Here is a 12755-nt window from a genome sequence, read left to right on the forward strand (position 1 = left end):
CGATCAGCCCCACACCGGTTCGCTCGCCGGCGCGAGCAGATCGCTCACATCACCGGAAAGATCCTCCCCGGGCACACCGCGCCGGAACAACCGCCCGGGCGCACCGCCGCTCGTCGACACCCCCGCCAGCTCCGCCCAGCCGCCCCGGACCCGCAGCCACGTGCCCTCGCGCAGGCCGAGCACCGGAATGTCGTTGCACTCGTGGAATTCCGCGAGCCGTTTCTCCCGGGTCTCGCCCATGTGCGTGCTGCCCGGGTCGGGGTCGACGTAATGCGGGTTGAGCTGGAACGGCACCAGGCCCAGCGACGTCAGGCTCGGCGGCTCCACGATCGGCATGTCGTTGGTGGTGCGCACGGTGGGCCCGGCGATGTTGGTGCCCGCGCTGGCGCCGAGGTACGGCATTCCCCCGGACACCCGGTCCCGCAACGGTGCCAGCAACCCGCGCCGGTACAGCTCGGCCAGCAGGCGGAACGTGTTGCCGCCGCCGGTGAACACCGCCTGGGCCGAGCGCACCGCGGCGACCGGGTCGTCGGCGGTGTGCAGCCCGCGCACCCGCACCCCGAGCGGTGCCACCGCCGCGGCGATGCGCTCGGTGTAGCCGTCGTGGTCGGCCAGCGCGAACGGCACGAACAGCAACTCGGCACGCCCGTCCAGCACCTCGGCCACCGCGTCCAGCGCGTGCTCCAGCGGAGCGCGGCCGTGGTTGGTCGAATTGGACAGTAACAGCAAGTCAGTCACGCGGTTCTCCTCGGTTCGCCCGCCATTGTTCAGCAAGTCCGCAGCAGCCGGTCCAAGACCCGCACGGAGAACCGCAGCGACTCCACCGGCACCCGTTCGTCCACGCCGTGGAACAGCCGGTTGTAGGGCAGTTCCGGCGGGACGCGCAGCGCCTTGAACCCGAAGCCGCGGATGCCGAGCCCGGACAGCGCCTTGTTGTCGGTGCCGCCCGCGTTGCAGTACGGCGTGGGGTGGCCGTCCGGATCCTCCGCGGTGACGGCCGCGCACATGGCGTCCACCAGGGGGCCGTCGAAGCCGCTCTCCATGGCGATGTCGCGATGGATGAACTCGCGGCGCACCGACGGCAGGAGCAGCTCGTCGATCGTGTCCAGCAGCTCCTGCTCGTACCCGGGCAGGAACCGGCCGTCGACCGCGGCGGTGGCCCGGCCGGGGATGACGTTGACCTGGTACCCGCCGGAGATCATGGTCGGGTTCGCCGAATTGCGCAGGATCACGTTCACCAGCTCCCCCACCCGGCCCATCCGCGCCAGGCTTCCGTCCACATCGGAGGGATCGAACGGGACGCCGAGCAGCTCCGCCGCGCGCTCCAGCAGCGCCCGCACCGGTTCGATCAGCCGGACCGGGAACCGGTGCCGCCCGATCCGGGCGAGCGATTCGGCGAGATCGGTGACCGCGTTTTCGTCGTTCGGCGAGGAACCGTGCCCGGCCCGGCCGGCGGCGGTCAGCCGCAGCCATGCCTGCCCGCGCTGCGCGCACTCGACCGGGTACAGCCTGCTGCCGTTGCCGAGGTCGAACGACACCCCGCCGCCCTCGGTGATCGCCTCGCCCACGCCGTCGAACAGGTCCGGGCGGTTCTCGGCCAGCCAGTGCGAGCCGAATTTCCCGCCGCCCTCCTCGTCGGCGAGGAAGCCGAACACGATGTCGCGCGCGGGTTTCTCGCCGGTGCGGCCGAACTGCCGCGCCAGCGCGAGAATCGCCGCGTCGAAGTCCTTCATGTCGATCGCGCCGCGGCCCCACAGCATGCCGTCGGCGATCTCGCCGGAGAACGGCGGGACGCTCCACTCGTCGGCGTCGGCGGGCACCACGTCCAGATGTCCGTGCAGGAGCAGCGCGGGCCGCGACGAGTCCACTCCGGACAGCCGGGCGAACACGCTGGCCCGGCCGGGCGCGCTTTCCACCAACGTCGGTTCCAGCCCGGCGTCGGAGAGTTTCTCCGCGACGTACTCGGCGGCCGGCCGCTCGGCCGCGCCCGGGTTGGACGTGTCGATCCGGATCAGGTCCCGGCAGAGGTCGACCACCTCGTCCTGCGCACCGGTCACCGGGCCACCTCCTCCAGTTCCGCCGAGCCCACCGGCCGGATCAGCCCGGCCTTGCCCAGCACCGTGTACAGGATCGCGGCGGTCAGCAGCGAGTTCAGCGCGGGGATGCCCCAGTGCACGAACTCGCCGACGCAGAACGCCACTGCCCACACCGCGATCGTCGCGGGCACCCACACCGGCATCGTCGCTGGGACCCGTCCGGCGGCGCGCGTCTCTCGGAGCGGCGTGGAAAGCCGGCGTACCAGGAAGTACTCGGCCACGATGATCCCGCCCACCGGCGGGATCGCGACGCCCAGCACCGACAGGAACGCGGTGAAGTGCTGCAGGAACCCGATCGCGGACAGCACCGTCCCGGCGATCCCGATCACCAGCGTGACGACGCCGCGGTGCAGCGGGCGGCCGAACACGGTCCGCACGAAGTTGACCACGCCCAGCGAAGAGCCGTAGAGGTTCCAGTCGTTGATCTTCGCGGTCGCCAGCACCACCACGATCAGCCCGACGAAGCCCGACGTGGACAGCACGATGTGCGTGACGTCGGAACTGCCGACGAGGTGCCCGAGCAGCACGCCGGTCATGCCGACGATGTACTCCGACAGCACGATCGACGCGGAACTCTGCAGCAGGACGTGCCAGCCCTTGCGGTTGAACCGGGTCATGTCCGGGGCGACGACGGCGCCGGTCATGTAGCCGCCCGCGATGATCGTCGCCGCGGCCGGGATGGAGATCGCCGTCGCGGTCGGCGCGGCCGACATCAGCGCGCCCACCGAGTGGTCGGACAGGGTCGAGACGACGCTCCACGCGACGAGGCCGAAGAACAGCGGCACCGCGATCTTCGCCAGCCACATCATGTACTTGAAGCCGTAGATCACCAGCAGCGTCAGGACCACGCCGGACACCGCGCACCACAGCCACGGCGGCCCGCCGACGAGGGCGTGCATGCTCTTGCCGAAGATGCCGTTCTGCACGCCGAACCAGCCCACCAGGCTGATCGCGATCACCAGGCTCACCAGCGCGGAGCCGTTGCGGCCGAATCCGGTGAACCGGGTCAGCATGGTCATGGTGAGCCCCTCGCGCTGGCCGGCGAGGCCGATCAGGAAGATCACCACCTCCAGGATCACCGCGCCGAGGGTGAACGCCCAGAACGCGTCGGAGAACCGCATTCCCACGCCGAGCGTCGCGCCGAGCACGAACTGCGACAGCGAGCCGGACTGCGCGAGCCACTGCAGCAGCATCGAACCGAACCCGTAACGGGCGCTTTCGGGGACGCGGCGCAGCGAGTAGTCGTCGTTGCCGATCCGCTTCTTCGCGTGCTTCGCGGTTGTCGTCGCGGTGCTCATCCGGCCACCTCCGTGCCCAGCGTCTGCAGGTGCGCCATCGAGCCGTAGCGGGCTTGCAGATTGGCGAATTCCGTCTCGTCGTGGAAGTGCAGCGCGCCCGCGCCGAACTGCTTGGCGACCTCGACCGCGTAGCGCGCGGCGGCCGCGATGTCCGTCTCGTGGCTGGCCCCGGTCGCGCAGCCCGCCACCGTCGCCGCCGAGGTGATCGCCAGCCCGGCGACCGGCGCGTCCGTCGCGGTCGCCGGCTGCAGGATCGAGTTCAGGTGGTAGACGCCGTTGCCGTAGGGCGTGATGTCCTGCGTGGTGATCGGGTAGGTCACCAGCGGCGCACCGGTCACCGCTTCCAGCAGTTCGCCGAGGCCCTCGGAGACCCGCAGGATGTAGCCGCTGCGCACGGTCGGGGAAAGGGCGAGCCCGCGGTGGTTGATCACCCGGTTGCCCTTGGTGGTGTCGATCGACAGCACGGCGGCCATCTCGTCGGACAGCTCGTAGCTGTTCATCGTGGCGATGTCGACCGGCGAGTTCATGAACGGCACCGGATCGTGCGGCAGGGTCGGCGCGTCCGGGCAGATGTGCGTCCCGATCAGCACGTCGCCGGCCAGCACGTCCCCGCGCGCCCGCATCGACAGCAGTTTGGCGGCAGCGGCGAGCGCCGCGGCGGCGCCGTCCCCGTCGGACACGAACCCGGTCACCTCCGGCCGGGCGCCGACCCCGCCGAGCCGCCCCACCACACCGAGCGTGGGCGCGTCGCCGCCCGCCGTGCGGCCGCGGCTGCCGGACACGCGCACCCGGACGAAATCGGTCTTCCCGGCGGGGCCGGGCACCGTCGTGATCTCCGCGCCGCTGCCGTCCGCGCCGGCGACGGCGTCGAGGTAGGCGACGACCTCTTTCCCGGTCACCGCCGGGTCGTCGAGGATTTCGAGCAGTTCCAGGACGTGTTTGAGCATGTGGTTCCTCTGGAGAGTTCAAGGCCGCCGGGGATTGGTCCGACCAGATTCCGTCCGGGCGCCCCGGCTTTACAAACATTTCCCGTTATTCGCACAATGGCCGGATGCCGGACCCCGACGACCGCGCCACCCCGCCCGGCCTGCCGCAGACCGCGGACCGCGCGCTGCAAGTGCTGCTCGCGTTCGACCGCACCCGCCCGGAATGGGGCGTCACCGCGGTGGCCCGCGAGTTCGGGCTGCACACGTCGATCGCCCAGCGGCTCCTGGCCGTGCTGGCCCACCGCGGTTTCCTCGTCCGCGACGACAGCACCCGCAAGTACCGGATCGGCCCGGCCGCTCTCCACCTTGGCCGCTTGTGGGACCGGGCCGGGGCGCTGGACCTGCTGGTGATCCCGGTCCTGTCGGATCTCGCCGCCCAGACCGGACACGCCGCCCTGCTGTCCCTGCCCGACGGCGCGCACACCCGGTGCATGCTGGCCGCCGAAGGCGCGGACGGCCGCCTGCGCGGCTATTCGCTGGTCGGCGAGCTGTACCCGGCGCACGCGGGCGCGACCAGCAAGGCGTACTTCGCGTTCCTGCCCGAGGAAGAGCGCGACCGCCTGTTCGCCGACCGCCCGATGGCCCGGTTCACCCCGGATACGGTCACCGACCTCGCCGTCCTGCGGGAGCAGCTGGCCGAGGTCGCTCAGCGAGGCTGGGCGTTCACGACCGGCGAGTACGACACCGGGGTGGCGACGCTCGCGGTGCCGGTGTTCTTGCGCGGGGAACCGTACGGGAGCTTGTCCGTGGGGTGGTCTTCCTCGCGCTTTGAGCACGATCCGGAGCAGTGGGTGGAGCTTTTGCGGCGCGGCGCGGATTTGATCGAACTGCGGCTCTCCCGGCCGGTTCCTCGGCGGTGAACCGCCTCAGCGCAGTCCTTCAAGGTCAGCAGCGAATCGGTCGAGCGAAGGCAGGGCGAGGATCTGGCGTTGCAGTCCGCGCGCGGCGAGCCGGCAGGACGGTTTGTCCATGACCTGGCTGAGCGCGGAGGCCAGCTTGTCCGGGGTCAGCCCCGCAGTGTCCACCTGGATGCCCGCTCCCAGCTCTTCGACGCGGGCGGCGTTGGCGGGCTGGTCGGCGAATAGCGGCAAGGCCGTCATCGGCACGCCGCGGGAGAGCGCTTCCCGGATCCCGCTGAACCCAGCGTGGGTGAGGAAGACGTCGCACGCGCCCAGCAGCAATTGTTGCTGCACGTATGGCACGAAGCACACGTTCGCCGGGCGCGGGCCAGTCCAGGCCGCCGGGTCGTGGCCGAGCGCGACGACGGCGCGGATCGGCAACCTGCCCAGTGCTTCGGCTGCGATCGTCAGCAGGCGCGATTCGGCGGACAGCAGCGTGCGCACGTTGGAGCCAAGGCTCATCAGCACCAGCGGCGCGTCGGCGGGCAACTCCGCGATTGAGGCGTCGAGCGGATCGCCGGACTGGTCGGGCAAGCGGTAGCAGCGGTGCCGGGAGGTCCGCGACCCTTGCGGGTACCACGATTCGGGCAGCAGGCCCGCGACGATCCTCCCGTACGCCGGAGCCAGGGACGCGATCGCGGGGAGGCCGAACTTCGCGCGCACGACGTTGAGCCGTTTGACGAGATCCGGCACCAGTCGCACGATCAGCGGCGCGATGTCGAGCACCGCCAGTTCGGCGCCGAGTATCTCGGCGGCAAGGAAGCCGCCGTACTCGTTGGTCTCCCGGACGATCACGTCCGGGCGCCACGGCTCCGCGACGTCGAGCAGGTTCGCGGTGAAGGTCGCGGTCATGCCTTCGTGGAACAGCGGAACGCTGATCGGACCGGATAGCTCGGGGCACCACCCGCGCAGCTGTTCTTGAGGCATGCCTATCGTTTCCGGCTGGATCTCTTCGGGTGCCAGGACCTCCGGCAGCACCAGCACCGGAACGCCGAGCCGTTCGAGTTCCGCACGCATCGCGCCGCCGGTGGCGATCGCGACCTCGTGCCCGGCCCGGCGCAGCGCGTTCGCCATCGGGACGAGGGCCGGTACGAGATGCGAGCGGATCGGCAAACCGGTCAGCAGGACACGCATCGGAAGACTCCTCCAGAGTTCAGTCGCCTTCAACGAAGGCGGCCCAGCTCGTCAGGCTGGCACAGTTCCGGCGCGCCGCGGCATACCAAGAATTAGGGGGTGCCAACACGTTCGGTTGTTTCGAGAGAGGTCCGCGGAAAACTTTGTTGCCGGTCCGGTGCGAGGCGACCACGCTTGGTCGCATGGGCGAGGTGGCGGAGTGTTCGCTGGGCACCGTGCACGAGGCGGTCGAGCAGGGCGCGAGCTCGGACGCGGTGGCAGAAGCGTTGTCCCGCGCTCTGGTGCCGCTGGTAGCGCACGACGCGTTGCGCGTAGCCGCGACGAACCCAGCAGCCGAGTTCGGACCGGCGGCCTTCAGCTTCTGGCACAAGTTCGACCCTGGCCTCGGGTTGGCGCTGCTGCACCGTGCGTACGCCTGCGGCAACCAGAGCGCGCCGCAGGTGCCGGGCGACGACTTGTACCGCGCGTACGGCGTCGGCAGTGAACTGCTGGTCCCGATCCGGGACCGCCGGGGTGCCTGGGGCACGCTGGAGTTGCTGCGCTCCCACGGCGGCAGGCAATTCGACGCCGAGGACGCACGCCGCGCAGTCCGGCTGGGCCCGGCGCTGGCGCGCGTTCTGCGCCAGTACGTCACTGCGGGGCCGCTGGCGCCGCGGGCGCCGATGCTGGCTCCTGGAGTGATCCTCGTGGGCCCGGACCACCGGATGCGCGCGGCCACACCCGAGGCCTACGCCTGGCGGGAACATCTGCGAACCAGCCGCCGCACACCGGACTTCACCGATGCCGCGCACTTGGCCGGGTTGTCGTTGCAAACCCGTCGGCGCCTGAACGACCCGCACGCCCGCCGCCCCGTGCTGGCCGCGCCCGCCGCCAGCCACGGCCGGTGGGTCGGCTGCCACGCACAACCTCTCGACGATGACTCCGGCGACGTGGCCGTAGTGATCGAAGCGCTTACCGGCAAGCGGCTGCTGCCGTCGTTCTGCGACTGGTACAGCCTCACTCCCCGCGAGCGCCAGATAGTCCACCAGCTGTGCGAGGGCGCGGCAGCCAAGCACATCGCTCGGAGTCTCGGCCTGTCGGTGCACACCGTGAACGAGCACCTGAAGGCAGTCTTCCGCAAGACAGCCGCCGGTGGCCGGGACGAACTCGTCGCGGCGATCACCAGCTGACGAAGCCGCCGGCAGACGTCGGCACGCCGCGCGCGAGGTCACCCGTCAGCCCCGCCCTTGCTCGCACCAGTTCCGAAACAAAGCCTTGACCAGCCGCGTGTTATCGCTAACATTGCCATGCTCACGCCGCGGACTTCAGCGAGGAGGTGCGGACATGCCCGCCGACGGGTCTTCAGCCAAACGCCAGCCCGGGCTTGCCGAAGTGGCGGCGATGGCGGGTGTTTCGCACATGACCGTCTCCCGGGTCGTCAACGACACCGGGCCGGTTCGCGCGGAGACGCGGGCTCGGGTGCTCGCCGCGGTCGAGGAGTTGGGGTATCGGCCGAACTCGGCGGCCAGGACGTTGGCCACCGGGCGGTCGAGCGTGCTCGGCGTCGTGGCGCTGGAGTCCAATTTGTACGGTCCGGCGAGCACGCTGTACGGGATCGAGCACGCCGCCCGCGAGGAGGGCTACGGCGTCACGATCTCCAGCGTCAGCCGGCCGCGGCGGTCGACTTTCGCCGAGGCGGTGGACAATCTGCGGCGGCAGGCGGTCGGCGGGATCGTGGTGATCGCGCCGCACGTCGCGGCAGGCGAGGCGTTGCGGCAGGTGACCGGCGACATTCCGATGGTCGCGGTCGGCGGCGGCGAATCGGTTCCGGTGCCGGTGATCTCGGTCGACCAGTACGACGGGGCCCGCCGGGTGACCGAGCATCTGCTGTCGCTCGGGCACGAAACGGTGTGGCACGTCGCGGGGCCGGAGGACTGGCTGGAATCGCTGGAGCGCGAGCGCGGCTGGCGGGAAGCGCTCGAGCGGCGCGGGGCGCGGGTGCCGCCGCCGTTGCGCGGGGACTGGAGTCCTCGGTCCGGCTACGACGCGGGACGTCGGCTGGTCGCCGAAGGATCGCCGGACGCGGTGTTCGTCGCGAACGACCAGATGGCGCTCGGCGTGCTGCGCGCGTTCGCCGAGGCGGGCCTCTCGGTACCGGGCCAGGTTCGCGTGGCCGGGTTCGACGACGTGCCGGAGGCGGCGTACTTCAGCCCGCCGCTGACCACCGTCCGGCAGGACTTCATCGAGGTCGGACGACGGACGTTCAAGCTGCTCGTCGAACGCATGGACGGCGGCGACCCCGGCGTCCGCCATCTCGTCGCACCCGATCTGATCGTCCGGGACAGCACCGGGCCCCGGTAGCAGCACTGCACGACCGCCTCTGGACAACCGGTCGGCACCTCCGAATGTTAGCGCTAACAGCCGGGCGGCAACTCGTCGCGCGGCGTGGAATCCGGAAGGAAATGCCTCCAGTGCCAGCAGATTCCCTCGTCGTCGGCATCGACTTCGGCACCCTGTCCGGACGCGCGGTGGTCGTCCGGGTGCGCGACGGCGCCGAACTGGGGACCGCCGTGACCGAGTACCGGCACGGGGTCGTCGACGACCGGCTTCCCGCCACGGCCGAGGAGTTGCCGCCGGGCTGGGCGTTGCAGGTTCCGTCGGATTACGTGGACGTCCTGCGCACGGCCGTGCCCGCCGCGCTGGCCGAAGCGGGCGCCGATCCGCACGACGTGATCGGCATCGGCACCGATTTCACGGCCTGCACGATGATCCCGGCCACCGCGGACGGCACTCCCTTGTCCGAACTGCCGGAGTTCGCGGGCAATCCGCACGCCTACGTGAAACTGTGGCGGCATCACGCCGCGCAACCGCAGGCCGATCGCATCAACACCCTCGCCCGCGAACGCGCCGAACGGTGGCTGCCGCGGTACGGCGGGCTGATCTCGTCGGAATGGGAGTTCGCCAAGGCGCTGCAGCTGTTCGAGGAAGCCCCCGAGGTTTACCGGGCCATGCGGCATTGGGTCGAGGCGGCGGACTGGATCGTCTGGCAGCTCACCGGTACCTACGTCCGCAACGCCTGCACGGCCGGATACAAGGGGATCTACCAGGACGGCTGCTATCCGAGCCGGGAATTCCTCCGAAGCCTCAACCCCGGCTTCGAGTCCTTTGTGCACGACAAGCTCGACCGTCCGGTCGGCCGGCTCGGCTCGCTCGCCGGGAAGCTCAGCCCGGAGGCCGCGGCCTGGACCGGGCTGCCCGCCGGGATCGCGGTAGCGGTCGGGAACGTCGACGCGCACGTCACCGCGCCGGCCGCGCAGGCGGTCGAGCCGGGCCAGATGGTCGCGATCATGGGCACGTCGACCTGCCACGTCATGAACGGCGCCGACCTGCGCGAGGTCCCGGGCATGTGCGGGGTCGTCGACGGCGGCATCGTCCCCGGGCTCTGGGGCTACGAAGCGGGCCAGAGCGGGGTCGGCGACATCTTCGGCTGGTTCGTCGAGCATTGCGTCCCCCAGTCCTGTTCGGATGCCGCGGGATCGGAAGGACTCCACGCATTCCTGACCCGGCTCGCGGCTCAGCAGGAGATCGGCGAGCACGGCCTGGTCGCACTCGACTGGCACAGCGGCAACCGGTCGGTCCTGGTCGACCACGAGCTGTCCGGCGTGCTCGTCGGGCAGACCCTGAGCACCCGGCCCGAGCACGTCTACCGGGCGCTGCTGGAAGCCACCGCGTTCGGCACGCGCAAGATCATCGAGACCTTCGAGGCCGCGGGAGTTCCGGTCACCGAGCTGATCGTCGCGGGCGGCCTGACCAAGAACCCGCTGCTGATGCAGATCTACGCCGACGTCACCGGCCTCCCGCTCTCGGTGATCGGCTCGGCGCAAGGACCCGCGCTCGGCTCGGCGATCCACGCCGCGGTCGCCGCCGGCGCTTACCCCGACGTGCGCGCAGCCGCCGCGGCGATGGGCTCGGTCCAGCGGATGGCACACCAACCGGTGCTGGCGAATGTGTCCGCCTACGACGAGCTGTACGCGGAATACACCGCGCTGCACGACTATTTCGGCCGCGGCGGCAACGACGTGCTGCACCGTCTCGCCGCGCGCCGCCGCGAACTGGCCACTGTCGCGAAAGGACAGAACTGATGACGCTGACCGCTCAGGCGCGCGGGACGATCGCGGAGCTGAGGGAATCCGTCGCGCGGCTGCACAGCGAGCTGACGCGCAACGAGCTGGTCGTCTGGACCGCGGGCAACGTATCGGCGCGGGTGCCCGGCGAGGACCTGATGGTGATCAAGCCGTCCGGAGTGTCCTATGACGACCTGAGCGCCGACACCATGGTCGTCACCGACCTGCACGGCAAGCTCGTGCACGGCGAACTCGCCCCGTCCTCCGACACCGCCGCGCACGCCTACGTCTACCGGCATCTGCCCGGGGTCGGCGGGGTCGTGCACACGCATTCGACCTACGCCACGGCCTGGGCCGCGCGCGGCGAGCCGATCCCGTGCGTGCTCACGATGATCGCCGACGAGTTCGGCGGCGAGATCCCGGTCGGCCCGTTCGCGTTGATCGGCGACGACTCGATCGGCCGCGGCCTCGTGGAAACCCTGCGCGCCACCCGCTCCCCCGCGGTCCTGATGCGCAACCACGGCCCGTTCACCGTCGGCCGCAGTGCCCGGGACGCGGTGAAGGCCGCGGTGATGGTCGAGGACGTGGCCCGCACCGTCCACATCGCACACCAGCTCGGCACGCCCGTCCCGCTGTCGCGAACCGACGTCGACCGGCTGCACGCGCGCTACCAGAACGTCTACGGCCAGCGCTGAACCCGCTGAGCCAGCAAGGAGAACAGATGATTTCCGCGACCAAGCCGCAGGTGTGGTTCCTCACCGGCAGCCAGGCGCTCTACGGCGAGGAGACCCTCGACCAGGTCGCCGGGCAGTCGCTGCGGATCCGGCAGCTGCTGGCCGATTCCGGCGGGCTCCCGTGCGAGCTGGCCGGAAAACCGGTGCTGACCGAATCCGCCGGGATCCGGCAAGTGCTGCAAGAGGCCAACGCCGACCCCGCGTGCGTCGGAGTGATCGCGTGGATGCACACGTTCAGCCCGGCGAAGATGTGGATCAGCGGACTGGACGCGCTGCGCAAACCGTTGCTGCACCTGCACACCCAGCTCGACGCGGCGCTGCCGTGGGCCACTCTTGACATGGACTACATGAACCTCAACCAGGCCGCGCACGGCGACCGGGAGTTCGGGTTCGTCCAGACCCGGCTCGGGATCCCGCGCAAGACCGTCGCCGGGCACGCGGCCGATCCGGCGGTGATCGCCCGCATCGACGCCTGGGCGCGCGCGGCGATCGGCACCGCGCATCTGCGGACCTTGAAACTGGCCCGGTTCGGCGACAACATGCGCGACGTCGCGGTCACCGAAGGCGACAAGGTCGAGGCCGAGCTGCGGTTCGGGGTGTCGGTCAACACCTACGGCGTCACCGAACTCGCCGAGCGGGTCGCCGCGGCCGCTGACGCCGACGTCGACAGCCTGGTCGCGCAATACGCCGACGAGTACGCGCTCGCTCCGAAACTGGAGCGCGACGGTGAACGGCACGAGTCGCTGCGCTACGCCGCGCGAATCGAACTCGGCTTGCGGTCCTTTCTCGCCGAAGGCGGATTCGGCGCGTTCACCACGAACTTCGAGGATCTCGGCGGACTTCGCCAGCTGCCGGGACTGGCGGTGCAGCGGCTGATGGCCGACGGCTACGGTTTCGGCGGCGAGGGCGACTGGAAGACCTCCGCGCTGCTGGCGTCGGTGAAAGCGATGGGCCGCGACTCGGACCGCGGAACGTCCTTTATGGAGGATTACACCTATCATTTCGGCCCCGGCGAACCCAAAATCCTCGGCGCGCACATGCTCGAAGTGTGCCCCAGCATCGCCGCGGACCGCCCGTCGTGCGAGATCCACCCGCTCGGCATCGGCGGCCGCGAAGACCCGGTGCGGCTGGTCTTCGACGCCGCGCCCGGTCGCGGCGCGGTGCTCGGCCTGATCGACCTCGGCGACCGATTCCGCTTGGTAGCCAACGAGATCGACGTCGTCCCGCCCGACGAGCCGCTGCCCAACCTGCCGGTGGCCCGCGCCGTGTGGAAGCCCGCGCCGTCGCTCGCCACGTCCGCGGAAGCGTGGATCACCGCGGGCGGACCGCACCACACCGTGCTCACCCAGGCGGTCGGCACCGAGACCGTGCGGGACTTCGCCCGGATGCTCGACGTCGAACTGCTGGTCATCGACGAAACCACCACCACCGCGGACTTCAGCGACCGCATCCGCTGGAACCAGGCCTACCACCGGCTCGCCCAGGGTTTCTGAAAGAAGGAGAAC

The 12755-nt window shown here is 70.6% G+C and carries 11 protein-coding genes; 6 read left to right on the plus strand and 5 right to left on the minus strand.

What is annotated here, in order from left to right:
• Window positions 1-3 precede the first annotated feature (3 nt).
• Genes pepE through H4281_RS03705 form a run of 4 tightly spaced genes read right to left on the minus strand, consistent with a single transcriptional unit; the run spans window position 4 to window position 4341 of the window.
• The gene (pepE, locus tag H4281_RS03690) at window positions 4-738 is read right to left on the minus strand and encodes a dipeptidase PepE (protein ID WP_182889427.1); all 735 of its coding nucleotides are present in this window, start codon (window positions 736-738) and stop codon (window positions 4-6) included.
• 29 nt (window positions 739-767) lie between these two features.
• Window positions 768-2057 (minus strand): M20/M25/M40 family metallo-hydrolase, encoded by a 1290-nt coding sequence (locus H4281_RS03695; protein WP_182889428.1) that lies wholly within the window; start codon window positions 2055-2057, stop codon window positions 768-770.
• Window positions 2054-3394, minus strand: a complete 1341-nt coding sequence (locus tag H4281_RS03700; protein ID WP_182889429.1) for a cytosine permease — start codon at window positions 3392-3394, stop codon at window positions 2054-2056. Before H4281_RS03700 ends, H4281_RS03695 begins: the two co-directional genes overlap by 4 nt.
• Window positions 3391-4341, minus strand: coding sequence for a DUF1177 domain-containing protein (locus H4281_RS03705; RefSeq protein ID WP_182889430.1), 951 nt, complete (start codon window positions 4339-4341; stop codon window positions 3391-3393). Before H4281_RS03705 ends, H4281_RS03700 begins: the two co-directional genes overlap by 4 nt.
• A gap of 104 nt (window positions 4342-4445) precedes the next feature.
• Here H4281_RS03705 and H4281_RS03710 point away from each other — a divergent pair, with 104 nt between their 5' ends.
• Window positions 4446-5240, plus strand: a complete 795-nt coding sequence (locus tag H4281_RS03710) for an IclR family transcriptional regulator (RefSeq protein ID WP_182889431.1) — start codon at window positions 4446-4448, stop codon at window positions 5238-5240.
• A 6-nt stretch (window positions 5241-5246) separates the two neighbouring features.
• Here H4281_RS03710 and H4281_RS03715 read toward each other — a convergent pair whose 3' ends face one another.
• Window positions 5247-6413: a glycosyltransferase gene (locus H4281_RS03715; protein ID WP_182889432.1), complete on the minus strand. Its 1167-nt coding sequence runs from the start codon at window positions 6411-6413 to the stop codon at window positions 5247-5249.
• Window positions 6414-6595: 182 nt separating this feature from the next.
• Here H4281_RS03715 and H4281_RS03720 point away from each other — a divergent pair, with 182 nt between their 5' ends.
• The 5 genes from H4281_RS03720 (at window position 6596) to araA (ending at window position 12743) form a co-directional block, all read left to right on the plus strand.
• Entirely contained in the window at window positions 6596-7582 is a 987-nt protein-coding gene (locus H4281_RS03720) for a LuxR C-terminal-related transcriptional regulator (RefSeq protein ID WP_182889433.1), read from the plus strand.
• 154 nt (window positions 7583-7736) lie between these two features.
• Window positions 7737-8753, plus strand: a complete 1017-nt coding sequence (locus H4281_RS03725; protein WP_182889434.1) for a LacI family DNA-binding transcriptional regulator — start codon at window positions 7737-7739, stop codon at window positions 8751-8753.
• A 101-nt stretch (window positions 8754-8854) separates the two neighbouring features.
• Window positions 8855-10534 carry a ribulokinase gene (gene araB / locus H4281_RS03730; RefSeq protein ID WP_182889435.1) on the plus strand — a complete coding sequence of 560 codons (1680 nt, stop codon included), beginning with the start codon at window positions 8855-8857 and terminating at the stop codon, window positions 10532-10534.
• The gene (locus H4281_RS03735; protein ID WP_182889436.1) at window positions 10534-11211 is read left to right on the plus strand and encodes an L-ribulose-5-phosphate 4-epimerase; all 678 of its coding nucleotides are present in this window, start codon (window positions 10534-10536) and stop codon (window positions 11209-11211) included. Before araB ends, H4281_RS03735 begins: the two co-directional genes overlap by 1 nt.
• Window positions 11212-11237: 26 nt before the next feature.
• Window positions 11238-12743 carry an L-arabinose isomerase gene (gene araA, locus H4281_RS03740; protein ID WP_182889437.1) on the plus strand — a complete coding sequence of 502 codons (1506 nt, stop codon included), beginning with the start codon at window positions 11238-11240 and terminating at the stop codon, window positions 12741-12743.
• Window positions 12744-12755 lie beyond the last annotated feature (12 nt).

This window comes from Amycolatopsis dendrobii, assembly GCF_014145675.1.
GTDB lineage: Bacteria > Actinomycetota > Actinomycetes > Mycobacteriales > Pseudonocardiaceae > Amycolatopsis > Amycolatopsis dendrobii.